The 21,954-nt window shown below is 66.2% G+C and carries 22 protein-coding genes; 14 read left to right on the top strand and 8 right to left on the bottom strand.

From position 1 onward, the window contains the following. Positions 1-8 precede the first annotated feature (8 nt). The 3 genes from rpsI (at position 9) to erpA (ending at position 2,092) form a co-directional block, all read left to right on the top strand. Positions 9-404 carry a 30S ribosomal protein S9 gene (rpsI, locus tag LV28_RS44315; protein ID WP_010805092.1) on the top strand — a complete coding sequence of 132 codons (396 nt, stop codon included), beginning with the start codon at positions 9-11 and terminating at the stop codon, positions 402-404. A gap of 181 nt (positions 405-585) precedes the next feature. Beyond that, entirely contained in the window at positions 586-1,629 is a 1,044-nt protein-coding gene (gene argC / locus LV28_RS44310; protein ID WP_023597500.1) for an N-acetyl-gamma-glutamyl-phosphate reductase, read from the top strand. Between the two features lie 97 nt (positions 1,630-1,726). After that, on the top strand, positions 1,727-2,092 hold the full coding sequence (erpA, locus tag LV28_RS44305) for an iron-sulfur cluster insertion protein ErpA (RefSeq protein ID WP_023597499.1): 366 nt from the start codon (positions 1,727-1,729) through the stop codon (positions 2,090-2,092). A 107-nt stretch (positions 2,093-2,199) separates the two neighbouring features. On the opposite strand, the gene LV28_RS44300 is transcribed toward erpA, so the two are convergent. The 4 genes from LV28_RS44300 to LV28_RS44285 all read right to left on the bottom strand — a co-directional run bounded on the left by LV28_RS44300 (position 2,200) and on the right by LV28_RS44285 (position 6,739). Continuing rightward, positions 2,200-3,384 carry a trans-sulfuration enzyme family protein gene (locus tag LV28_RS44300; protein WP_025249807.1) on the bottom strand — a complete coding sequence of 395 codons (1,185 nt, stop codon included), beginning with the start codon at positions 3,382-3,384 and terminating at the stop codon, positions 2,200-2,202. Then, complete coding sequence (locus LV28_RS44295) at positions 3,381-3,731, bottom strand: SET domain-containing protein-lysine N-methyltransferase (RefSeq protein ID WP_235210131.1); 351 nt, start codon at positions 3,729-3,731, stop codon at positions 3,381-3,383. Before LV28_RS44295 ends, LV28_RS44300 begins: the two co-directional genes overlap by 4 nt. A 357-nt stretch (positions 3,732-4,088) precedes the next feature. Next, a complete protein-coding gene (locus LV28_RS44290) occupies positions 4,089-5,255 on the bottom strand; it encodes an anhydro-N-acetylmuramic acid kinase (protein ID WP_081326955.1) in 1,167 nt (388 codons plus the stop codon). Positions 5,256-5,368: 113 nt separating this feature from the next. Further along, the gene (locus LV28_RS44285) at positions 5,369-6,739 is read right to left on the bottom strand and encodes a M23 family metallopeptidase (RefSeq protein WP_023597495.1); all 1,371 of its coding nucleotides are present in this window, start codon (positions 6,737-6,739) and stop codon (positions 5,369-5,371) included. Between the two features lie 199 nt (positions 6,740-6,938). Between LV28_RS44285 and tyrS the strand changes: the two genes are divergently transcribed. The 4 genes from tyrS (at position 6,939) to LV28_RS44265 (ending at position 10,388) form a co-directional block, all read left to right on the top strand. Next, entirely contained in the window at positions 6,939-8,183 is a 1,245-nt protein-coding gene (gene tyrS / locus LV28_RS44280) for a tyrosine--tRNA ligase (protein ID WP_023597494.1), read from the top strand. 52 nt (positions 8,184-8,235) lie between these two features. Further along, positions 8,236-8,703, top strand: a complete 468-nt coding sequence (gene dtd / locus LV28_RS44275; RefSeq protein ID WP_023597493.1) for a D-aminoacyl-tRNA deacylase — start codon at positions 8,236-8,238, stop codon at positions 8,701-8,703. A gap of 304 nt (positions 8,704-9,007) precedes the next feature. Beyond that, positions 9,008-9,634 carry a YbhB/YbcL family Raf kinase inhibitor-like protein gene (locus LV28_RS44270; protein WP_025249805.1) on the top strand — a complete coding sequence of 209 codons (627 nt, stop codon included), beginning with the start codon at positions 9,008-9,010 and terminating at the stop codon, positions 9,632-9,634. Between the two features lie 40 nt (positions 9,635-9,674). Further along, the gene (locus tag LV28_RS44265; protein WP_371328134.1) at positions 9,675-10,388 is read left to right on the top strand and encodes a histidine phosphatase family protein; all 714 of its coding nucleotides are present in this window, start codon (positions 9,675-9,677) and stop codon (positions 10,386-10,388) included. Between the two features lie 15 nt (positions 10,389-10,403). Here the strand turns inward: LV28_RS44265 and LV28_RS44260 are convergent, their stop codons facing one another. From LV28_RS44260 to ruvC, 3 genes are all read right to left on the bottom strand, one after another. After that, on the bottom strand, positions 10,404-11,390 hold the full coding sequence (locus tag LV28_RS44260; RefSeq protein WP_023597490.1) for an oxygenase MpaB family protein: 987 nt from the start codon (positions 11,388-11,390) through the stop codon (positions 10,404-10,406). A 43-nt stretch (positions 11,391-11,433) separates the two neighbouring features. Continuing rightward, on the bottom strand, positions 11,434-12,504 hold the full coding sequence (ruvB, locus tag LV28_RS44255) for a Holliday junction branch migration DNA helicase RuvB (protein ID WP_023597489.1): 1,071 nt from the start codon (positions 12,502-12,504) through the stop codon (positions 11,434-11,436). Positions 12,505-12,585: 81 nt separating this feature from the next. Continuing rightward, positions 12,586-13,128 carry a crossover junction endodeoxyribonuclease RuvC gene (gene ruvC, locus LV28_RS44250; protein ID WP_023597488.1) on the bottom strand — a complete coding sequence of 181 codons (543 nt, stop codon included), beginning with the start codon at positions 13,126-13,128 and terminating at the stop codon, positions 12,586-12,588. A 344-nt stretch (positions 13,129-13,472) separates the two neighbouring features. On the opposite strand from ruvC, the gene LV28_RS44245 reads away from it, so the two are divergent. The 3 genes from LV28_RS44245 (at position 13,473) to LV28_RS44235 (ending at position 15,868) form a co-directional block, all read left to right on the top strand. Next, the gene (locus LV28_RS44245; RefSeq protein WP_023597487.1) at positions 13,473-13,889 is read left to right on the top strand and encodes a CopD family protein; all 417 of its coding nucleotides are present in this window, start codon (positions 13,473-13,475) and stop codon (positions 13,887-13,889) included. A 190-nt stretch (positions 13,890-14,079) separates the two neighbouring features. Continuing rightward, positions 14,080-14,694 carry a 2-hydroxychromene-2-carboxylate isomerase gene (locus LV28_RS44240; RefSeq protein ID WP_038619830.1) on the top strand — a complete coding sequence of 205 codons (615 nt, stop codon included), beginning with the start codon at positions 14,080-14,082 and terminating at the stop codon, positions 14,692-14,694. Between the two features lie 193 nt (positions 14,695-14,887). After that, positions 14,888-15,868: a 2-hydroxyacid dehydrogenase gene (locus LV28_RS44235; protein WP_038622060.1), complete on the top strand. Its 981-nt coding sequence runs from the start codon at positions 14,888-14,890 to the stop codon at positions 15,866-15,868. A 239-nt stretch (positions 15,869-16,107) separates the two neighbouring features. On the opposite strand, the gene LV28_RS44230 is transcribed toward LV28_RS44235, so the two are convergent. Then, positions 16,108-16,977: a MurR/RpiR family transcriptional regulator gene (locus LV28_RS44230; RefSeq protein ID WP_038622064.1), complete on the bottom strand. Its 870-nt coding sequence runs from the start codon at positions 16,975-16,977 to the stop codon at positions 16,108-16,110. A 387-nt stretch (positions 16,978-17,364) separates the two neighbouring features. Here LV28_RS44230 and edd point away from each other — a divergent pair, with 387 nt between their 5' ends. The 4 genes from edd to LV28_RS44210 all read left to right on the top strand — a co-directional run bounded on the left by edd (position 17,365) and on the right by LV28_RS44210 (position 21,952). Further along, a complete protein-coding gene (gene edd / locus LV28_RS44225) occupies positions 17,365-19,200 on the top strand; it encodes a phosphogluconate dehydratase (protein WP_038619833.1) in 1,836 nt (611 codons plus the stop codon). Positions 19,201-19,236: 36 nt separating this feature from the next. After that, positions 19,237-19,863, top strand: coding sequence for a bifunctional 4-hydroxy-2-oxoglutarate aldolase/2-dehydro-3-deoxy-phosphogluconate aldolase (gene eda / locus LV28_RS44220; protein WP_023597482.1), 627 nt, complete (start codon positions 19,237-19,239; stop codon positions 19,861-19,863). 129 nt (positions 19,864-19,992) lie between these two features. After that, entirely contained in the window at positions 19,993-21,348 is a 1,356-nt protein-coding gene (locus LV28_RS44215) for a GntP family permease (protein ID WP_038619836.1), read from the top strand. Positions 21,349-21,418: 70 nt separating this feature from the next. Continuing rightward, complete coding sequence (locus LV28_RS44210) at positions 21,419-21,952, top strand: gluconokinase (RefSeq protein ID WP_023597480.1); 534 nt, start codon at positions 21,419-21,421, stop codon at positions 21,950-21,952. The last annotated feature ends 2 nt before the right edge of the window (positions 21,953-21,954 follow it).

Genomic DNA, 21,954 nt, shown 5'->3' with positions numbered 1-21,954 from the left:
GCCACGCCATGTTCAAAAACGATTGGAATTACGGCACCGGCCGTCGCAAGAGCGCTGTTGCTCGTGTGTTCATCAAGGCTGGCAAGGGCGACATCGTCGTCAATGGCAAGCCGATCAAAGAGTACTTCGCTCGCGAAACGTCGCTGATGATCGTCCGTCAGCCGCTCGAGCTGACCAACCACGCTGAAACGTTCGACATCAAGGTCAACGTCTCGGGCGGCGGTGAAACGGGTCAGGCCGGTGCGGTTCGCCACGGTATCACCCGCGCACTGATCGACTACGACGCGACGCTCAAGCCGACGCTGTCGACCGCAGGCTTCGTGACCCGCGATGCCCGTGAAGTCGAACGTAAGAAGGTTGGTCTGCACAAGGCCCGCCGTCGCAAGCAATTCTCGAAGCGTTAATCGCACGAGTGCTTGTTCGCATCTGCTGCCGGCAGGTGCAAAAGAAGGCCGCCTCGCGCGGCCTTTTTTCATTGTGCGGCGCGTTTCCGCCGGTGCGAAGGCATTGCGTGCGATGCGTCACCGGCCCACATGCGTCGTGGAAGCTTGATAGAATCGCGATTCCGATTGAAAGGGGTAGGACATGGTCAAGGTAGGTATCGTAGGCGGCACCGGCTACACCGGTGTGGAGCTGCTCCGTTTGCTGGCGCAGCATCCGGAAGTGAAGTTGACGGCGATCACCTCGCGCAAGGAAGCGGGTACGCCGGTCGCCGACATGTATCCGAACCTGCGAGGCCGTGTCGACCTGGCCTTTTGCACACCCGACGACGCCCGCCTGACCGAATGCGACGTCGTCTTCTTTGCCACGCCGCACGGTGTGGCCATGGCGCAGGCGCGCGAGTTGCTCGCCGCCGGCGTGCGCGTGATCGATCTGGCGGCGGATTTCCGTCTGAAGGACATCGCGACATTCGAGAAGTGGTACGGCATGCCGCACGCTTGCCCGGACATCCTCGAGGAGGCGGTCTACGGACTGCCGGAGGTCAACCGAGAGCAAATCAAGCGCGCCCGTGTGATCGGTCTGCCGGGCTGCTACCCGACATCCGTACAGCTCGGTTATGCGCCGTTGTTCGCCGGCGGGCGCAAGCTGGTGGATCCGAAGCATCTGATCGCCGACGCCAAGTCGGGCGCGAGCGGCGCGGGTCGTAAGGGCGAGACGTCGCTGATCCTCGCGGAGACGGCCGACAACTTCAAGGCTTACGGTGTGAAGGGCCACCGCCATCACCCGGAAATCAAGCAAGGGCTTGAAGCCATCGCCGGTTACGAGGTGGGCCTGACGTTCGTGCCGCATCTGCTGCCGACGATTCGCGGCATTCATTCGACGCTTTACGCGACGATCCTGCCGGAAGCCCGCGACACGGATTTCCAGGCGCTGTTCGAGACGTATTACGCGGGCGAGCCGTTCGTGGACGTGCTGCCGGCCGGCTCGATGCCGGAGACGCGCTGGGTGCGGGCGTCGAACTATGTGCGCATGGCGGTCCACCGTCCCGGCAACGAAGACACGCTGGTGATCCTCGTCGTCGAAGACAATCTGGTCAAGGGCGCGTCCGGTCAGGGCGTGCAGTGTATGAACCTGATGTTCGGCTTGCCGGAAAACATGGGCCTGACCCATATTCCCGTACTGCCGTAACGGTATTTATCGCCCCTAACCCCTTGATTTTCCGAGCGTCGGCACAAATTGGGGATTAGGAATAGAATGATACCGAACCGATTTATGGAGATTTGCGATGAACGCACCGCTTGAGGCCGCCGTCACGGAAATGCCCGCGTTCCTGGTCTTTACCGACAGCGCCGCGGACAAGGTCAAGCAACTGATCGACGAGGAAGGCAACCCTGAGCTGAAACTGCGCGTTTTCGTGCAGGGCGGCGGTTGCTCCGGCTTTCAGTATGGTTTCACCTTCGACGAAGACGTGAACGAAGACGACACCGTACTCGACAAGAACGGCGTGTCGCTGCTGATCGACTCGATGAGCTACCAGTATCTGGTGGGCGCCGAGATCGACTACAAGGAAGATATCAACGGCGCGCAGTTCGTGATCAAGAACCCGAATGCAACCACCACGTGTGGCTGCGGCTCGTCGTTCTCGGTCTGAGCGATACAGACGCGTTGGCTGCCCCATCGGGGCGGCAAGACGGAAGCCCCCTCCACGAGGGGGCTTTTTTTTGGTTCATCGCGGATTGCCGGTGCGACGCTCGACCGTCAGGCACTGCGTAACGCGTTCATCAGATCGCGCTTCAGATCGTCGATATGTTCGATGCCGACCGCATACCGGATGAGATCGGACGGCATGCGCTCCGACGATGCGGCATCTTTCAGGGTGCCATGCCAAAGCGTCGCCACGTGGATGGCGAGCGAGTTGACGCCTCCGAGACTTGCCGCGATGAGGGGAATGCGAAGTGCCGACAACGCGCGTTTGGCCGCCGCCTCGCCGCGACGGACCCGGAACGTCAGCACGCCGCCGAAGCCGTTCATCTGCTGGCTGGCCAGTGCGAATTGCGGATGGGACTCGAGCCCGGGGTAGACCACGTCGCGCACCTTCGCCTGATCGCAAAGCCACTGTGCCAGCGCCAGTGCATTCGCATTGACGCGCTCCATGCGCAATGGAAGGGTGCGCAGGCCGCGTAGCAACAACCAGGCGTCCATGGGCGAGAGCACCGAGCCGACGCTCAAATGCGTCAACCAGATCCGCTCGGCCAGCGCGTGGCTGGTACAGATCACGCCGCCGGTGAGATCGTGGTGTCCGCCCAGGTATTTGGTGGCGCTGTGCACAACCACGTCGACCCCCAGCTCGGCGGGGCGCTGATTGAGAGGGGTGGCAAACGTGTTGTCGGCAACGGTCAGAATGCCGTTAGCTCGCGCCAGCGCCGTGACCGCCCCGATATCGGTGAGCGCGAGTGTTGGATTGGCGGGCGATTCCATGACGATCACACGCGTGTTCTCCCGCAGTGCGGCGGCCATGGCGGCGGGATCCGTCGCGTCGACGAGGGTGAGTTTCACGCCGAGCTTGCCGAGCAGCGTGTCGAGTACTCGCGACGTGCTCATGTAGTGCTGCGTTTGGGCCACCACGTGGTCGCCCGCGCCGAGCAAGGCGAGCAGCGTGGTGGTCATGGCGCCCATGCCGGAGCCCGTCACGAGGGCGGTTTCAGTCCCTTCGAGCTCGGCCATGATCGCCATGATCCGCTCATGGACCGGGTTCCCGTATCGGGTGTAGTTCCTCGGATGCCGTGGGGTGCTCGACATCCGCGCAAAGGCGGATTCGTCGGCCGCGGCAAAAACCGCGCTGTAGTGGATGGCGGGGACGACACCGGATTCGTCCGTGGTGCCGCGGTCGCCCATCACCGCCGTGGTGTCGACGTGCAGCATCGTGGACAGTGGGCGGTTCACGGCAAAATCTGCCGGGCGGGCTCTACCGCAGGCGCCGCCAGTCGCTTCTGTCCTTCCTGATCGGGCAGTTCCCGAAACCCGGTGATCCATCGCCGGCAGTTCGGCGCGCCGCACTCGCACGAAAACTGCCGCGCCAGTACCTCCTCGGTGCAGGCGTAATCGATGGTGAGGAACTCGCCAGCCGAAATATCCCGGAGCGCGAAGATCTCGAGTCGTTTCATGTCCAGCACGGACGACGGTGCGCACGAGTGAAGCAGCAACCCGGAAAAATGGGGATCGTAGAGGTGCGTCGTTTCGCTCACCTGCAGGGTGTGCAGTTTGCGCTGACTGGACAGCAGTCCTGCCATGCGACTGATGCGTTGTCCGCGTGCGAAGGGAACCAGCGTTCGCACGCCGTTGCCTTCGCCGCCGGCAGTTCGACAGACCTCGAACTGTCGGCTCGAGGGGTAACCGTCCTTCAGCCCCTCGAAAGGGTAAAGCCAACCGGGTTCGGCCATGATGGGTGCCCACTGAGGTTGAACGTCCTGGACGACATCGAAAAAGATGTCGAAATGACGCTTCAAGAGTGGCACATGGAATCACGAACCCCGAAAATCGGCACCGCATTTGGGTGCCGTCCTTCGGCGTTTGGGCTGCGTCTCACAAGGGCGGGGGCGGGCGAAGCGGTCCGCCGCGGATGACGGACGCAGTGTTCGACCCGTGGTTCAGCGCGGATAAATCGCGCCAAGAATGCGCGGACCCTTCGCGCCGGTGACGGACGGAAGGTTGCCGGGCTCCCGCGCCACGCAGCGCTGCGCGAGCCACGCGAACGCGCGTGCCTCCACCTGCTGCGGCGGCACGCCCAGCGCCTCGGTCGTCGCGACCGTGATGCCGGGAAGTCGGGCCGCAATGGCATGCATGAGCGCGCGATTGCGCGTCCCGCCGCCGCAGGCGTAGAAGCCCCGGCAGTCGGGTGCGTGGCGGAGTACGTCGCTCGCCACGCACTGCGCCGTGAGCGCAACGAGCGTGGCCTGTACGTCGACCGGCGCGACGCCGGGGAAGGCCGCCAGATGCGCGTCGAGCCACTTGGCGTGGAACAGGTCGCGGCCGGTACTCTTGGGCGGGCTTTGGGCGAAGTAAGGCTCGTTGAGCAGCGCGGCGAGCAGGGCAGGGTCGACCTGTCCGCCCGCACCCCACGCGCCGCCATCGTCGTAGGCCGTGCCCAAATGACGCGCCGCCCAGCCGTCGAGCAGCGCATTGCCCGGTCCGCAGTCGAAGCCCGAGACCGGCTGCGCAGACGCCAGTGCCGGCAAAATCGTCACATTGCTGATGCCGCCGAGATTGCAGACGACGCGCGTCTCGCTCGCATGGGCGAACATGGCCTGGTGGTAGGCGGGCACGAGCGGAGCGCCCTGGCCGCCGGCGGCGACATCGCGGCCGCGAATATCGGCCACCACGTCGATGCCCGTGAGCTCGGCGAGCAGGGCGGGCGCGTTGAGCTGGCGCGTGTACCCCACGCCGTCGAATTCTCCCGGACGATGCCGGATCGTCTGCCCATGGGCGCCGATCGCGGCGACAGCCTCGGCGCGTACCCCCGAGCGGGAGAGCAGTTCGTTGACACAGTCGGCATAGATGCGTACCAGCGCATTCGCGGCCAGGGCTTCGCGGTGCAACTCGTTTTCCGATGGCGCCTGCAGCACCATCAGCGTCTCCCGGAGGTCGCGGGGGAACGGGAGGTACGATTCCGCAAGCACGCGGCCGTCAGACGCGTCGACGAGCACGCCGTCGACGCCGTCGAGGCTGGTGCCGGACATCAGGCCGATGAAACAGGGCGATTGGGACGTTGACCCGGAGGATGCCGAAGCGGCGATGGAACGAGCGGTGTCGGTCATGGGAAAGCGCGGGCGGATGGGAGCCGGGGAAATCGGTGCCGCACCGAGCGGGCGACGCGCGGGCTATCCGGCAGCCCGTCGCGTTACCCGCACAGTGCGGTCTCCAGCATACCTCAATCGCGCTCGGCGACCTGTACGGTGCGCATCAGGTCGATGCGCTTGAGCAGGTTCTCCGCGTACATGTCGAACAGCTTCAGGCGAGCGCCCGTGAGCGGCGCTACAGCAGCCACGTCCGTCGAGAACGGGTTGAGCGGCACCCCCTTGAGGCGCAATTCGTAATGCAGGTGCGGGCCGGTTGCCCAGCCCGTCTGGCCCACGAATCCGATGACCTGGCCCTGCGTGACGCGCATGCCGGCCTTCACACCCTGGCCGAAGCCGGACAGGTGGGCGTAGCGCGTCTGGAAGTTGCCGGAGTGATCGATCTCGATCAGGTTGCCGTAGCCGTTCTGCTTGCCGACGAACGTGACCACGCCATCGCCCGCGGCGAACACGCGGGTGCCGATGGGTGCGGCCAGATCCACGCCCTGGTGCTTTTTCCACTGGTGTTGGAACGGATGCTCGCGTCCGCCGAAAGCCGACGAAATCCGCGAGAACTCGACCGGCGTGCGCAGGAACGCCTGCTTGAGGTTACGGCCGTCGAAGCCGTAGTACGCCCCCTCGGGCGAGCCCTGCGGGTCCGCGTACCAGATGGCCTGATGTGTCTTGCCCTGGTTGATGAACTCGATGGCGAGCACGCGTCCCGTGCGAACGGTCCGGTCCTGCTGCTTGATCACTTCGTACACGAGGCGGAAACGATCGCCGCGGCGCACGTCGCGCTGGAAGTTGATCACGCCGGAGAAGATCCTGACCATCTGCGCGACGACGGCATCGGGCACGCCCGCGTCGTCCATGGCGGTGAAGAAGTTGCCGGCGATCGCCCCTGAGCGCATGGCCCATTCGGTGTCGTTGGCCAGTTGCTCCATGCGCGCGCGCAGCGTGCCCTTGTCGTCGCGCTCGATCACCAGTTGCTGGGCGGCGGTGGCGCCGCTCGAGAGCACGGTGGAGAGCGAGACCAGCTTGCCGTCGTCGTCGGTTTCGGCCTGCACGACCTGCCCGGCGGGCACGCCGATCAGGCGTCGGGCGACGGCATTGTCGCGAATGAAGCGCTCGGCGGCGGGGTCCTGGATCGACAGGCGCGAGAGCATGTCGCCCAGCGTTTCGCCACGCCGAAGCGCCACCTGGTGGATGAATGTCTGGGATTGCGCGTCGAGCTGCTGGATTTGCCGGGCCAGGTCGGGGAAGGTCAGCGGCAGCGTCACGCTCGCACCGTTGCGGGCCGCTTCGGGCACCATGGGCGCCACGCCGAATGCAGTCACCATTCCCAACGTCAGGGCCGAACCGACCGTTGCCACGATTTGCACCTTTCTGCGACGGTGCTTGGGCTGCGTGGGATCGATCAGGGTCAGCAGTTCACGCGCAAAAAAATCACGGAGTTTAGGCCACATCACGTAAAATTCTGCGCAACTTACGAAAAAGCCCGGGCGGAGCGACACGCTTCGAGATTGCCTGCCGGAATTCCGGGGCAACCCGGCGTCGCTTCGGCCCGAGCCGAGAATTGAGCGGCGATTATAGCAGACCCGCCGCGGCCTCCGCCTCTACTGACTGAATAAGGGAATCCCCTGAAGCAGTCTGGACAATGATGTTATGACAAGTGAACACGCACTCACCTCGGAAATGAAGTACCCCGTCACCGATGCCACGCGGGCCGCTCTGGCGATCGCCAAGCGCGGTTGCGACGAGCTGCTCGTGGAAGAGGAGTTCCTGCAGAAGCTGGCGCGCAGCGAAGCCACCGGCAAGCCGTTGCGCATCAAGCTGGGTCTGGACCCCACGGCGCCGGACATTCACATCGGCCACACCGTGGTGCTCAACAAGATGCGCCAGTTGCAGGACCTGGGGCATACGGTCATTTTCCTGATTGGCGATTTCACGTCGCTGATCGGCGATCCGTCGGGGCGCAACAGCACGCGTCCGCCGCTCACGCGCGAGCAGATCGAATCGAATGCCAAGACCTATTTCGAGCAGGCCGCGCTGGTGCTCGACCGCAGCAAGACCGAGATTCGCTACAACAGCGAATGGTCGATGAAGCTGGGCGCCGACGGCATGATCAAGCTTGCCTCGCGCTACACCATGGCGCGCATGCTCGAGCGCGAAGACTTCACCAAGCGCTTCCAGAGCGGCGTGCCCATCGCCATCCACGAATTCCTCTACCCGCTCATGCAGGGCTACGACTCGGTCGCGCTGGAGTCGGATCTCGAGCTCGGCGGCACCGACCAGAAGTTCAACCTGCTGGTCGGTCGCGAATTGCAGAAGCAGTACGGCCAGGAGCCGCAGTGCATTCTCACGATGCCGCTGCTCGAGGGACTCGACGGCGTCGAGAAGATGTCGAAGTCCAAGGGCAACTACGTGGGCATCAGCGAGAAGCCGAGCGAGATGTTCGGCAAACTCATGAGCATCTCGGACGAGCTGATGTGGCGCTACTACGAGCTGCTGTCGTTCCGTTCGCTCGACGAGATCGCGCAACTGCGCCGCGACGTGGACGGCGGCCGCAATCCGCGCGACGTGAAGGTGCTGCTCGCGCAGGAAATCGTGGCGCGCTTCCATTCGCAGGCCGACGCCGAGCGCGCGCTCGAGGACTTCAACGCGCGTGCCAAGGGCGGCGTGCCGGACGATATTCCGGAAGTTTCCCTGCAAGGCGCCCCCCTGGGCATTGCCCAGTTGCTCAAGCAGGCGGGTCTGGTGCCCTCGACGTCGGAAGCCAACCGCAACATCGAGCAGGGCGGCGTGCGTATCGACGGCGAAGCCGTTTCCGACAAGGGCGCGAAGATCGACGCCGGGACTTACGTCGTGCAGGTCGGCAAGCGCCGCTTTGCCCGCGTGACGCTCGCCTGAGCGTGGGCACCGCACCGATTCGGCCGTTGTCTTTGCCTTTGCGGCCGCAATCATGATCGCGTTGATTCAACGTGTGCTCGAAGCCGCGGTGACGGTCGACGGGCGCACCGTCGGCGCGATTGGCCCGGGGTTGCTCGCGCTGGTGTGCGCCGAGCGCGGCGACACCGAAGCGAGCGCCGACAAACTGCTCGCGAAGCTGCTCGGCTACCGCGTCTTCTCCGACGACGCGGGCAAGATGAACCGCAGCGTGTCGAATCTCGACGGCAACGGTGCGGCCGGCGGGTTGCTGCTCGTTTCGCAGTTCACGCTGGCGGCCGACACCAACAGCGGGACCCGTCCGAGCTTCACGCCGGCGGCCAGCCCGGCCGACGGCCAGCGGCTTTTCGATCATTTCGTGGCACAGGCGCGAGCGCGTCATCCCATTGTGGAGACGGGCGAGTTCGGCGCTCACATGCGCGTGTCGCTCGTGAACGACGGGCCCGTCACGTTCTGGCTTCAGACGCGCCCTGACGGGGCCTGACGCGAAGCGCCCTCGGGCGCGCGCTCGGTGCTCCGAAAGCGTCAAGCAGCGTCAAGCAGCCTCGGAGGTCTTCCGGGGCGTTCAGGGGCTTCCCGACAGCCTCGACGTTCCTGCCCGTGCCGCGCGGCCTGCGGCGTCGCCGCGCGCCAAGGCGAGGACGGTGCGAGGGTACCCGCCCGGATCCATCTCGAAAATCGCTCGGAATCATCTGGAATCATGCGGATTTGCGCGAGCTCATGCACGTGATTCGCATCGGTGTGATAACGTCGACCGGTTCCGAAATCACAATGCTTGGGAGAAACCGATGAAAGTCTGGAGCAACTCGTTCGAGGACAATGGCGCCATCGACGCCCAGTTCGCCTTCGGCAAACCGGATGCGCAGTCGCATGTTGCGCTGTCGCAGAACAAGAATCCCCATATCGCGTGGTCGGACGTCCCCGAAGGCACGCGTTCGTTTGTGGTGATCTGCACCGACAGCGACGTGCCCAGCCGCGGTGACGACGTCAACCAGGAGGGCCGGGAGGTTCCGTCGGATCTGCCGCGCGTCGATTTCTACCACTGGGTGCTTGTCGACGTGCCGGCGTCGACCACGGAAATTCCGGCGGCGAGTCACAGCAATCACGTCACGCCGCGCGGCAAGTTCGGTCCGGACGCGCTCGACGGCATGCGTCACGGCGTGAACGACTACACCGCATGGTTCGCGGGCGACGAGAGCATGAAGGGCGACTACTATGGCTACGACGGCCCGTGCCCGCCGTGGAACGACACGCGGCTTCACCACTATCACTTCACCGTGTATGCCCTCGACGTCGAACGTGTGCCGCTGGAGGGCCGCTTCGGTGGCGACGACGTGCTCGCCGCCATCAAGCCGCACGTGCTTGGCAGCGCGCGCGTGACGGGCACCTACACGCTCAATCCGAAGTTGGCCTGAGGTCCGGCGCTTCGTCACTCCCGAACACAATCACCACGCAATGGCTTCGATGACCGGCAAGACCACGACGCTCACCCTGATTCGTCACGGAGAAACCGACTGGAACCGCGTGAAGCGGATTCAGGGGCATACGGACATTGCGCTGTCGCGTGCGGGCGAGCGGCAGGCGGCGTTGCTGGGTGAGCGTGTGGCGCGCGAGGTGCGTGCGCACGGAACGGTGTTCGATCACGTGCTCACGAGCGATCTGCGGCGCGCGGTGCAAACGGCGGAGCCCGTTGCACGCGCGTGCGGCTTGCCGCTCGTGCGCACGCCGCAATTGCGCGAGCGTCACTACGGCGCCTTCGAAACGCACGTGCCGGACGAGATCCAGGCACTGTATCCGCAGGACTACGCGCGCTGGCAGAGTCGCGATCCGGACTTCGTGATTCCGGGCGGTGAGTCGACGCGGGGGTTCCATGAACGCATCACCGCGTTCGTCGAACAACTGTTGCGCGACCATGCGGGACAACGTCTCGCGCTGGTGGCGCACGGCGGCGTGCTCGACTGTTGCTACCGGCTGGCCACGGGGCTCGCCCTGGGCGAGCCGCGCACCCATGCGCTGCTCAATGCAAGCGTGAATCGACTGGCCTACGACGGACAGCGCTGGCAGGTCCTGAGCTGGGCCGACGTCACGCACCTCGACGATACGGTGCGCGACGAAAGCAATGACCGACCGGGGCAGGCTGCGGACCGCGTGGACCCGCGCGTGGTGTGAAGGCGACGCCAGCCGTCAGCGCTCGAGCGACGGCTGCACGTTGACGACGTCGGGCGACGCCAGCGCACGCCGACGTGCGCGGTGGGCGACGCTGTTGCGCATCGACCAGCGCGCGACCTGCGCCATGTGACGCACGGCCGGCCGCACCGTCAGGCGGCGTAGCGCCGAACGATCGTCGAAGCCCAGCATCGATTGCGCCCAGTCGGGCAGCAGGTCGATGCCCGCGCGGAACAACAGGCCACTGAATACCTGCGCGCCGGCGAACGGTGCCGGAAGATTGCGCAGCACGCGCACGACCTCTTCGGTGCGCTCGCTCGCGCAAAGCCGAGCGCGCATGCCGGCGAGGTAGTCGTCGATGTCGGCAACGCTCATCGGCACATTTCGCGCGCCGAGTGCGACGGCGATGCGCGAGACCTCCGCGTAGTAGCGATCCTGCTCGCTGCGTGCAAATCCCGGGTCCTTGTAGACGAGATAGCTGCGCAGGAAACTCGACGTCTCGGCCACGTGCACCCACGTGAGCAAGTCGGGATCGTACGCCGCGTACGGGCGGCCGTCCGGCGCGATGCCCGTGACCTGGAGGTGGATGCGACGCACGCGTTCGAGCAGCGCCTGCGCGTCGGCCGTGTTGCCGTACGTGGTGCCGCCGATGAAGGTGGCGGTGCGGCGCAGGCGGCCTATCACGTCCTGCCGGAACGTCGAGTGGTCCCAGACCCCCGCCATCGCGAGCGGATGCAGCGATTGCAGGAGCAACGCGCTGATGCCGCCGATCATCATCGAGGTGAAGTCGCCGTGTACCTGCCAGCAGGCCGCGTCGGGGCCGAACAGGCCGGGATCGCCAGGCGGTGTGTCGTAATTCAGGCGCGGCGCACCGGGCCCCGACGTCAGGCTCACGAGGCGCATGGCGATGGCATGTCGCACGCGTCCCGACACGCCAACGACCGGTCCGGCGGGCCGCAACGGCGTGGATGGCGGCGGGGTGGGCAGGTCGTCGTGCAGGGACATGCGGCTGTCGGGGTGAGGGAGATGGCGGGATGTGTGCGGCGCGTTACTTGCCGTCGGCGTCCTGCGACCAGAGCGAGCCGGTGTCCGGCAGGCTGCCGGGGGCGGCCAGTCCGAAGTGGCGGTAGGCCGCCAGGGTGGCCACCCGTCCGCGCGGCGTGCGTTGCAGAAAGCCTTGCTGAATCAGAAACGGCTCGATCACGTCTTCGATGGTGTCGCGCTCTTCACCGATGGCCGCGGCGAGGTTGTCCACACCGACCGGGCCGCCGTCGAACTTGTGGAGCACGGCTTCCAGCAGCTTGCGGTCCATCACGTCAAAGCCGACCGGATCGACGTCGAGCATGGACAGGGCGGCGTCGGCGACCGCCGCGGTAATGCGGCCGTCGGCCTTCACCTCGGCGTAATCGCGAACGCGGCGCAGCAGGCGGTTGGCGATTCGCGGCGTGCCGCGCGCGCGACGGGCGATCTCGAAGGCGCCGTCGTCGACGATGGCGGCGCCGAGCAGTCCGGCGGAGCGACGCACGATGCCGGCCAGTTCGTCGGCCGTATAGAACTCCAGGCGCGCCACGATCCCGAAGCGATCGCGCAACGGGTTGGTCAGCATGCCCGCCCGGGTGGTCGCACCCACGAGGGTGAACGGTTGCAGGTCGAGCTTGACGCTGCGCGCGGCGGGGCCCTCGCCGATCATGATGTCGATCTGGTAGTCCTCGAGCGCCGGATACAGGATTTCCTCGACGACCGGCGAGAGCCGGTGGATTTCGTCGATGAAGAGGACGTCGTTGGCTTCGAGGTTGGTCAGGAGCGCGGCCAGGTCGCCCGGACGTTCGAGCACGGGGCCCGATGTCTGACGCAAATGCACGCCCATTTCACGGGCGACGATATGCGCGAGCGTCGTCTTGCCAAGGCCGGGCGGGCCGAACAGCAGCACATGGTCGAGCGGCTCCGCGCGCTTGCGCGCCGCCTCGATGAAAATTTCCAGCTGTTCGCGCACCTTGCGCTGGCCGACGTATTCGTCGAGCAGCTTGGGGCGCAGCGCGCGCTCGAAGGCTTCCTCGTTGGGCGAGGCCGGGGTCGGCGCGATGATGCGCTCGGCGGCGAGTTTGTCGGTTTCGATCATGGCTGCATTGTAGCGCTTCAGGCGTGGCTTGCCGGGGCGGGACGACCGGGCGGCCTGCGAGGCATGTCGGGCCTGCGACGCCTAGCCGACGAGCCGCCCGCGCCGCACGCGCAGGCCCTTCGCCGCGAGTGCGGGGGAGACGTCGGCCAGGGCCGAGAAGGTTTCGCCGCTGTGGGCGTGGCAGATCGCCACGCCGAGCGCATCGGACGCGTCTTTCCCCGGGGTGCCGGACAGGGTGAGCAGTCGCGTGACCATTTCCTGCACTTGTTCCTTGCGGGCGCGTCCGTAGCCGACCACCGCCTGCTTGAGCTGCATCGGCGTGTATTCGAACACCTCGAGACCGCCGACCGACAGCGCGGTGATGGCCGCGCCGCGCGCTTGCCCGAGCAACAGCGTGGATTGCGGGTTGACGTTGACGAACACCTTTTCGATGGCGGCCTGATCGGGCCGGTAGGTGTCGACGAGTTCCGCCACGCTCTCGAAGATGATGCGCAGCCGCGCGGGCAACGTGCCTTCGCCGGTACGAATGACGCCGCTCGTCACATATTGGAGACGGTTGCCGTGCTTTTCGAGTACGCCAAAGCCGGTGACGCGCAGTCCGGGGTCGATGCCAAGAATTCTCATGCGGGAGCCAGTGACCGGCGCGTGACGCCGATGGGGGCGGAAAAACCAATATGGTCCGTATTCTGGCACAGGCGTGCGTGGGCGTTGCCGAAACCGGCGGCAGCGGCGCGGGAGGGATGTTTTGGCGGGCGAGACGCAACGAGGCACCCGCCTCGGAGGCGGGGCGGCGGGCAGGCGAGGGCAAGGCGCGGGGTGCGAGCCCCCGCCGAACGGGATCGCGTCGATTTGCCGCAGCGCGCCCGGCTGGTCCGGCGCGAGGGTGCGTCTCGCGATGTGACGGATTGTTGTACATTGCTTGCTGTTCAAAATATTCGACGGCCTGCGTGCGGGCCGCCCCGTCCCCGATGCTCTGGATCAAAGCGTTTCATATCGTTTTCGTCGCCTCGTGGTTCGCCGGTTTGTTCTATCTGCCGCGCATCTTCGTCAACCTGGCGATGGAGAGCGATCCCGCGGCCACGCAACGTCTTCTGCTCATGGCGCGCAAGCTCTACCGCTTCATGACGATCCTCGCGGTGCCCGCGCTCGCCTTCGGTCTGATTCTCTGGCTGTACTACGGCATCGGTCGTCACGGCGGCTGGTTGCACGCCAAGCTGCTGATCGTGGTGCTGCTGCTCGGCTATCACCACGCCTGCGGCCGCCTGTTGCGCAAGTTCGAGACCGGGCGCAATACGCACTCGCACCGCTGGTATCGCTACTTCAACGAATTCCCGGTGCTCGGGTTGCTGGGCGCGGTGATCCTCGCCGTGGTCAAGCCGTTCTGATGCGCCACGTCGGTGGCGGGAGTGTCGTCACCGATGCGTTGCGTCGGCATAGGGCCCTGCGTCGTGCTCGGCGTCGCATGCTGTCTCGTTCGACGCCCGATTCGTCGTAGTGCCTGTCGTGTTACCCGTGTTGTGACCCATTTCGCGCGCCGATAGGGCGCGATTCACCGACTGTCGAGAGGAGTCTGACGTGAGCCTGACCTGCGACTACTTTGTGTCACCGCCGTCGCCTTACGTGTATCTGGGGCACGCGCGGTTTATCGACCTCGCGCGCCGCTACGACGTGCAGATTCAACTCAAGCCGATGGACCTGGGGCGCGTCTTCGCCGGCTCCGGCGGTCTGCCGCTGGCCAAGCGCGCGCCGCAGCGACAGGCGTATCGCCTCGTCGAGCTGGCGCGCTGGTCGAAATATCTCGGCATGCCGCTCAATCTCCAGCCCAAGTTCTTCCCTGTCGCGGGCGACCCGGCGGCGCGGCTGATCGTGGCGACGCAACTGGCGCTCGGCACGGACAAGGCGCTGGCGCTGACGGGCGCCATTTCTAAGGCGCTCTGGGTCGAGGAGCGCAACATTGCCGACGATGCCACGCTGCAGGCGATTGCCGACGCGCTGAAGTTCGACGGCAAGTCGCTGCTTGCGGCGTCCAACGGGGCGAGCGTGCAGGCCGCCTACGACGCCAATACCGAGGAAGCGGCGAGTGGCGGCGTATTCGGCGCGCCGTGGTTCGTCTTCGAGGGCCAGCCCTATTGGGGGCAGGACCGTCTCGATTTTCTCGAGCGTGCGTTCGCCGAGGCCCGTGGCGCGTAATCGTACCGTCGCGACGTGGGAATCCCGCCGTCGCGTCGCTGTGATGTTTTCTTAGTGGTGCGGTAGTGTCGCACCGGCGTGACGCCGTCATGCCGTGATGCCGTGAGGCCGCCGCGTGCCGGTCGCGCCGAGCGGGTCTGCCGGCCATGTCGCCCGTGGCGTTCGGCGGCAATCTTCCCCAGGAGTGAACACGATGAGTCGTGCGGAAGTGGTGTTGTACAAGGGCGTCCCTCCGGATGTGCGGGCCCGTTTGGCCGAGGCGTTCTCGCTCACGGAATTCGATGGTGTGAACGATGGGAATCGCGCCGCGTTCATGGCGGCGCTCGGCCATGCGGACGGTGCCATCGGCGTTGGCCTGAACGTCGGGCCCGCGTTGCTCGATGCGGCGCCCCGGCTCAAGGCGTGGGCGACCATTTCGGTGGGCTACGATCAGTTCGACGTGGCCGATCTCACGCGCCGCGGCATCGTGCTCACGAATACGCCCGACGTGCTCACCGAGACGACGGCGGATACCGTCTTCTCGCTGATCCTGTCGAGCGCGCGACGCGTGGTCGAGCTCGCCGAGCTGGTGAAGGCGGGCGGCTGGAAGGCAAGTCTGGGCGAAGCGCATTTCGGCACCGACGTGCACGGCAAGACGCTGGGCATCGTCGGCATGGGGCGCATCGGCGGCGCCGTGGCGCGCCGCGCCGCGCTCGGCTTCGGCATGAAGGTGCTGTACAGCAACCGATCGCGCAACGAGGCCGCGGAAGCGGCCTACGGCGCCGAACATCGGGCGTTGCCCGACTTGCTCGCGCAAGCCGACTTCGTCGTGACGCTCGTGCCGCTGTCGCCTGCGACGGAGCGCCTGATCGGGGCGAACGAGTTTGCGCAAATGAAGCGCGGGGCGATCTTCATCAACGCGGCGCGCGGCAAGGTGATCGACGAAGCGGCGTTGATCGGGGCGCTCGCGTCGGGACATTTGCGCGCCGCAGGCCTGGATGTCTTCGAACGAGAGCCGGTGCCGGTCGATTCGCCGCTGCTGACAATGAAAAATGTGGTGGCGCTGCCCCACATTGGCTCCGCCACGCACGAGACGCGCCATGCAATGGCGTCTTGCGCCGCCGACAACCTGATCGCCGCGCTCGGCGGCAGGTCGCTGCGCAATGCGGTCAACCCGCAGGCGCGGCAAGGCTGAATACTCGATCCGGCGTGATCCGCTGTAACCCGGTGTAACCCGGCGTAACCCGGCGTAACCCGGCGTGACCCGGCGTGACCCGGCGTGACCCGGAATTCGACGGCCGCATTCGCCGCCGGTATCTCGCCGGCAGGCTTGCAAACGCGAAGGGCTGGGTTCCGTGCAATACGAAACCCAGCCCCGCCGGTACGACTTGCCCTTCCAGCGCCGTGCGCTCGGATCATCGGCGTCGCGACGTTTCAGGTGCCGCCGCGCGCCGTGGATGGGTTGCCGTCGACGGCAGTGCGACGCCGGTTGATCACTTCCTTCGCGCGCGCGAGCTGCGACGGCAGGCGGTCGCCCAGGCGCAATGCCATGCCCACCGCCAGCACATCGCCGATGGCCAGATGCGAGATGCGCGACGTGAGCGGCGAATACACGTCCGTGTCTTCATCGACGTCCGCGAACAGCGCCACGCTCGCCTGACGCGCAAGCGGCGAATTGCTGTGCGTGATCGCGATCACGCTGGCACCGGCCGCGCGCGCGAGCCCGACGGCTTCGAGCAGATCCTGCGTGCGCCCCGTGTTGGAGATCGCCACGACCACATCGCCTTCGCCGAGCAGCGCGGCGGACATGCCGTAGACGTGCGGGTCGTTGTAGGCCACCGAGGGCACGCCGAGACGGAAGAACTTGTGCTGCATGTCCTGCGCGGCGATGCCCGACGCACCCGCGCCATAGAACTCGATGCGGCGCGCGCGGGCGAGCAGATCGATGGCTTGCCCGATGCTGTCGGGCGAGAGATTGTTGCGCACCTGCATCAGGCTGCCGATGGTGCGATCGAGCACCTTGCCGGCAATGCCGGGCACCGGCTCGTCGGGCCGCACGTCGCGGTGCACGAAAGGCACGCCCTGGGCGATGCCCTGCGCCAGGCGGATCTTGAATTCCCGGTACCCGCTGCAACCGACCGCCTGGCAAAAGCGCGCGATCGTCGGCTGGCTCACGTTGGCGCGCTCGGCGAGTTCGTTCATCGACAGGTCGACGACTTCGCGCGGCGCGTCGAGCACGTAGGTCGCGAGCTTGCGCTCGGACGGACGCAACTGGGTCAGCGTGGCTTCAATTCGGTTCAGCATGGCAGGCACCAACAAAAGCAGGCGCGTGAGACGTTGGAACGTCGCCACGCGCCATTTCCCCGTTTCGCCGTGAGGTCGAGCGCCGTCTGGGCGCGCGGCGGGTCCGGCGTCTGGCGACCACTATAGCACCCGTGCGGCGTGGCGCCGCACCGTATCCCGACGCGGAATTCCGTCGGCATTGCCCTGAAGTTGTACAAAAACTACATAAATTTGCAATTTCATATTGTGGATGTTTATTTCTCAATACGGCAAAAAGATAGGTAAATACAAGAAAATAATCGGTATAACCCCGAATGCGGATGGCTTTTGATTGATGGTGTGTAGAATTTCTACTAAACTCCGCTCCCAATCGCCCCTACCCTGAGTGCATCGCACCGCCCCATCGGCATGACGTCTGAGCAAACGAAGCCCCTGCACCCGGCCGTGATGGCCGTTACGGCGCGCATTGCGGCGCGCAGTCGTGACAGCCGTGCGGCTTATCTCGCCCGCATCGACGCGAGCGCTGGCCGCTTTCCGCAGCGTGGCGCGCTGTCCTGCGCGAACCTGGCGCACGGTTTCGCCGCCATGCCCGCCAACGACAAGCTGATGCTGCGCGAGCAGCGTCGCCCGAACGTTGGCATCGTCACGGCGTACAACGACATGCTCTCGGCGCACCAGCCGTACGAGCAGTACCCGGCGCGCCTGCGCGAAGCGGCCCGCCGGCTGGGCGCCACGGCGCAGGTCGCGGGCGGCGTGCCGGCCATGTGCGATGGCGTCACGCAGGGCAATGCGGGCATGGAGCTGTCGCTGTTCTCGCGCGAGGTCATCGCGATGAGCACGGCCGTGGCACTCTCGCACAACATGTTCGACGCCGCGCTGATGCTCGGCGTCTGCGACAAGATCGTGCCGGGCCTCGTTATCGGCGCGCTGCAATTTGGCCATTTGCCAACGATTTTCGTGCCGGCCGGCCCAATGGCCAGCGGCCTGTCGAATGACGACAAGGCGAAGATCCGGCAGTTGTACGCGACCGGCAAGGTTGGGCGCGACGCGCTGCTCGACGCCGAATCGAAGGCGTATCACAGCGCCGGCACCTGCACGTTCTACGGCACCGCCAACAGCAACCAGCTGCTCATGGAAATCATGGGCCTGCATCTTCCCGGCGCGGCGTTCGTGCACCCACACACGCCCTTGCGCGACGCGCTCACCGATGCGGCCCTGGCGCGCGTGCTGGCCATCGGCGCGGACACGGCCGAGTACACCCCCATCGGCCATGTGGTCGACGAGCGGGCCGTCGTCAACGGCATCGTCGGCCTGCTGGCCACGGGGGGCTCGACCAATCACACGCTGCACCTCGTGGCCATGGCGCGTGCCGCGGGCATCGTCATCGACTGGGACGACTTCGACGCGCTGTCGGCCGTGGTGCCCCTCATGGCGCGCGTCTACCCGAACGGCAAGGCCGACGTGAACCACTTTCACGCGGCCGGCGGCATGGGCTTCCTGATCGGCGAACTGCTCGACGCGGGACTGCTGCATGCCGATGTGCGGACCGTGGCCGGCCCGGGCCTGGCGCGCTACCGTGCCGAACCGTGGCTCTCGCCCGAGGGGCTGGCGTGGCGCGCAGGGAGCGCCTACAGTGGTGATCGTGACGTGTTGCGCGGTCATGCCGAGCCGTTCGCCCCCGATGGCGGACTGCGGCTCATGCACGGCAATCTGGGGCGCGGCGTCATCAAGGTGTCGGCGGTCAAGCCGGAGCATCGGCGCGTGGCCGCAACGGCGCGCGTATTTACTTCGCAGGAAGCGGTTCAGGCCGCGTTCGATGCAGGCGAACTGCATCGCGACGTGGTCGTGGTGCTGCGTGGCCAGGGGCCGCGCGCGAATGGCATGCCCGAGCTGCATCGCCTTACCCCGCTGCTGGGCGTCTTGCAGGATGAAGGGTTTGCCGTGGCGCTCGTGACCGACGGCCGGATGTCGGGCGCGTCGGGCAAGGTGCCGGCCGTGATTCATGTGTCGCCCGAGGCTGCCGCCGACGGCCCGCTCGGCCGGGTGCGCGACGGCGATCTGATCGTGCTGGATGCGAACGCAGGCATGCTGCACGCGGAAGTGGCCCCGCAGGCATGGTCGGCGCGCGAGGCGGCACCGGTGCCGGTCTCGGGTGACGACACCGGACGTCTGCTCTTCGGTCACATGCGCGCCGCCGTCGGCGCGGCGGAGACCGGCGCTTCCGTGTTCTTCGGTACCGAGTGACGTGCGGGGCACGTCGCTGCATTCAAGGAAAACGTAATGGACATCAATGACATCGTTCGTGCCGGCCCCGTGGTTCCGGTGCTCCAGTTCGACAACATCGAGCAGGGCGAGCAGGTCTCGCGCGCGCTGCTTGCCGGCGGCGTACGGGTGCTCGAGATCACGCTGCGGACCCCGGCGGCGATGGACGTCATTCGCCATGTGGCCGGGCTGTCCGACGAACTGATCGTGGGCGTGGGCACGCTTACGCGCCCGGAAGAGATGGCGCGGGCCGTGGCCGCGGGCGCACGCTTTGGCGTCTCGCCCGGTTACACGCCCGCGCTGGGCGCGGCCGCCAGGGCGGCCGGCCTGCCGCTGCTGCCCGGCGTGGTCACGCCGTCCGACATTCTCGCGGCGCTGGCCGACGGCTACGACACGGTGAAGTTCTTCCCGGCCGAGCCGTCAGGCGGCGTGCCGATGCTCAAGGCGCTTTACGGCCCCTTCCGTGACGTGCGGTTCTGCCCGACGGGCGGCATCAGCGCGGAGTCGGCGCCGTCGTACCTGGCTCAGCCGAACGTGGTGTGCGTGGGCGGTTCGTGGTTGACGCCCAAGGCACTCGTCGACGCGAAGGACTGGGATGGCATTACGCGCCTGGCACGCGCCGCGAGCGCGCTGCCGCGCGGCTGACGAGCGGCTGACGGGCGGCGCGAATCGACTCGCCGCATTGATGTATCGAATAACAGGAAGCAGGATTCCAATAATCGGGCGCAAGCCCCTCGGGCATTCGCCCAACTAGCCAAACGAGGAGACTCCCCCATGGTCGCGGTGCAAGGCAACTTGCTGCTGGTGTACGCGCTTGTCGCGGTAATCGCGCTGATTCTGCTGATCGCGCGCTTCAAACTGAATCCGTTCATCACGCTGATCGTCGTCTCTCTGGTGCTCGGGCTGGCCGTGGGCATGCCCATGGGCGGCATCGTCAAGGCGTTCGAGACGGGCGTGGGCAACACGCTGGGGCACATCGCGCTCGTGGTGGGGCTTGGCACGATGCTCGGCAAGATGATGGCCGAGTCCGGCGGGGCGGAGCGCATTGCGCGCACGCTCATCGGATTCTTCGGTGAGAAGAACGTGCATTGGGCGATGGTCGTGATCGCGTTCATCGTCGGTCTGCCGGTGTTTTTCGAGGTCGGCTTCGTGCTGCTCATTCCGATCGCCTTCAACGTGGCCAAGCGCACCGGCACGTCGATGGTGCTCGTGGGCATTCCGATGGTCGCGGGCCTGTCGGTCGTGCACGGTCTGATTCCGCCGCACCCGGCGGCGCTGCTGGCCGTGACCGCCTACAACGCCGACATCGGGCACACCATCATGTACGCCCTGATCGTGGGCATTCCGACGGCGGCCATCGCCGGTCCGCTGTTCGCGAAGCTCATGGCGCGCCACGTGGTGCCCAACCCGGACAATCCGCTGCTTGCGCAATTCGTCGAGGCCGATCGTCCGATGGATCGTCTGCCGGGTTTCGGCATCACGCTGTTCACGATCCTGCTGCCGGTCATCCTGATGCTGCTCGGGAGCTGGGCCGACCTGATCTTCGCGCCTAAGACGTTCGCCAACGACTTCCTGCGCCTGATCGGCAACTCGGTGATGGCGCTGCTCATCGCCACGCTGGTGAGTTTCTTCACGTTCGGCAAGCAGCGCGGCTTCAATCGCGACCAGATCCTGAAGTTCACGAACGAGTGTCTCGCGCCCATCGCCACGATCACGCTGGTGGTGGGAGCCGGTGGCGGTTTCGGGCGTATCCTGATGGACAGCGGCGTGTCGAAGGCGATCGTCGATGTGGCCAACAATGCCCACCTCTCGCCGCTGCTGCTGGGCTGGCTGGTGGCCGTGCTGATCCGTATCGCGACGGGCTCGGCCACGGTGGCCATGACCACGGCGTGCGGCATCGTCGCCCCGATCGCGGCCGCCGCGGGTGTCACGGTGAAGCCGGAGCTCATGGTGCTCGCCACGGGCGCGGGATCGCTGATCCTCTCGCACGTGAACGACGGCGGCTTCTGGCTGGTGAAGGAATATTTCAACATGACCGTGCCGCAGACCTTCAAGACCTGGACGGTTTGCGAGACGATCATTTCGGTAGTGGCGTTGCTGCTCACGCTTGGCCTCTCGACGGTGGTCTGAGGTCGCGATGCAGGGCGGGCAACACCGGCAACACGCCGACGCAAGTCGGCAGGTGACAAGGAGGCGAGCCATGATCGTCGTGGTGATGGGCGTATCGGGCAGCGGCAAGAGTACGGTCGGGCAGAGGCTGGCCGACCGGCTGGGCTGCGGTTTTTCGGACGCGGATTCGTTTCACAGCCCCGCGAACATCGAGAAGATGCGCCGCGGCGAGGCGCTCAACGACAACGATCGTGCGCCGTGGCTTGCGGCGATCCGTGAAGCGATCGTGGCGCGCCGGCTGGCGGGGCGTCATCACGTGTTCGCCTGCTCGGCACTGCGCTCGCGCTATCGCGACGTGCTCGGCGAGCACGACGGCGACGTGGTGTTCGTCTACCTGAAGGGCGCCCCCGAGGTGATCGGCGAGCGGCTGGCGTCGCGCTCGGGGCATTTTTTCGACCCTGCCTTGCTGCAAAGTCAGTTCGACACGCTGGAAGAACCGCGCGACGCGCTGATCATCGACATCCGTGAATCGCCCGACGCCATCGTCGAGACGCTGCTGCACAAACTCGCCGCCTGCCCGGGCGGCGCGCCGCTGATGTCGGCCGGCGCGGCACGCGTACAATAGCG

The sequence above is a fragment of the Pandoraea pnomenusa genome, from assembly GCF_000767615.3.
Lineage (GTDB): Bacteria > Pseudomonadota > Gammaproteobacteria > Burkholderiales > Burkholderiaceae > Pandoraea > Pandoraea pnomenusa.
The sequence above is the reverse complement of the archived record's forward strand: the minus strand, read 5'-3'. Positions and strand labels throughout refer to the sequence as shown.

Coding starts and splice junctions, on each gene's coding strand:
- rpsI (WP_010805092.1), top strand. CDS start 9: ATGTTCAAAAACGATTGGAATTACGGCACCGGCCGTCGCAAGAGCGCT.
- argC (WP_023597500.1), top strand. CDS start 586: ATGGTCAAGGTAGGTATCGTAGGCGGCACCGGCTACACCGGTGTGGAG.
- erpA (WP_023597499.1), top strand. CDS start 1,727: ATGAACGCACCGCTTGAGGCCGCCGTCACGGAAATGCCCGCGTTCCTG.
- LV28_RS44295 (WP_235210131.1), bottom strand. CDS start 3,731: ATGGCAGGACTGCTGTCCAGTCAGCGCAAACTGCACACCCTGCAGGTG.
- LV28_RS44290 (WP_081326955.1), bottom strand. CDS start 5,255: ATGACCGACACCGCTCGTTCCATCGCCGCTTCGGCATCCTCCGGGTCA.
- LV28_RS44285 (WP_023597495.1), bottom strand. CDS start 6,739: ATGTGGCCTAAACTCCGTGATTTTTTTGCGCGTGAACTGCTGACCCTG.
- tyrS (WP_023597494.1), top strand. CDS start 6,939: ATGACAAGTGAACACGCACTCACCTCGGAAATGAAGTACCCCGTCACC.
- dtd (WP_023597493.1), top strand. CDS start 8,236: ATGATCGCGTTGATTCAACGTGTGCTCGAAGCCGCGGTGACGGTCGAC.
- LV28_RS44270 (WP_025249805.1), top strand. CDS start 9,008: ATGAAAGTCTGGAGCAACTCGTTCGAGGACAATGGCGCCATCGACGCC.
- LV28_RS44265 (WP_371328134.1), top strand. CDS start 9,675: ATGGCTTCGATGACCGGCAAGACCACGACGCTCACCCTGATTCGTCAC.
- LV28_RS44260 (WP_023597490.1), bottom strand. CDS start 11,390: ATGTCCCTGCACGACGACCTGCCCACCCCGCCGCCATCCACGCCGTTG.
- ruvB (WP_023597489.1), bottom strand. CDS start 12,504: ATGATCGAAACCGACAAACTCGCCGCCGAGCGCATCATCGCGCCGACC.
- ruvC (WP_023597488.1), bottom strand. CDS start 13,128: ATGAGAATTCTTGGCATCGACCCCGGACTGCGCGTCACCGGCTTTGGC.
- LV28_RS44245 (WP_023597487.1), top strand. CDS start 13,473: ATGCTCTGGATCAAAGCGTTTCATATCGTTTTCGTCGCCTCGTGGTTC.
- LV28_RS44235 (WP_038622060.1), top strand. CDS start 14,888: ATGAGTCGTGCGGAAGTGGTGTTGTACAAGGGCGTCCCTCCGGATGTG.
- LV28_RS44230 (WP_038622064.1), bottom strand. CDS start 16,977: ATGCTGAACCGAATTGAAGCCACGCTGACCCAGTTGCGTCCGTCCGAG.
- edd (WP_038619833.1), top strand. CDS start 17,365: ATGACGTCTGAGCAAACGAAGCCCCTGCACCCGGCCGTGATGGCCGTT.
- eda (WP_023597482.1), top strand. CDS start 19,237: ATGGACATCAATGACATCGTTCGTGCCGGCCCCGTGGTTCCGGTGCTC.
- LV28_RS44215 (WP_038619836.1), top strand. CDS start 19,993: ATGGTCGCGGTGCAAGGCAACTTGCTGCTGGTGTACGCGCTTGTCGCG.
- LV28_RS44210 (WP_023597480.1), top strand. CDS start 21,419: ATGATCGTCGTGGTGATGGGCGTATCGGGCAGCGGCAAGAGTACGGTC.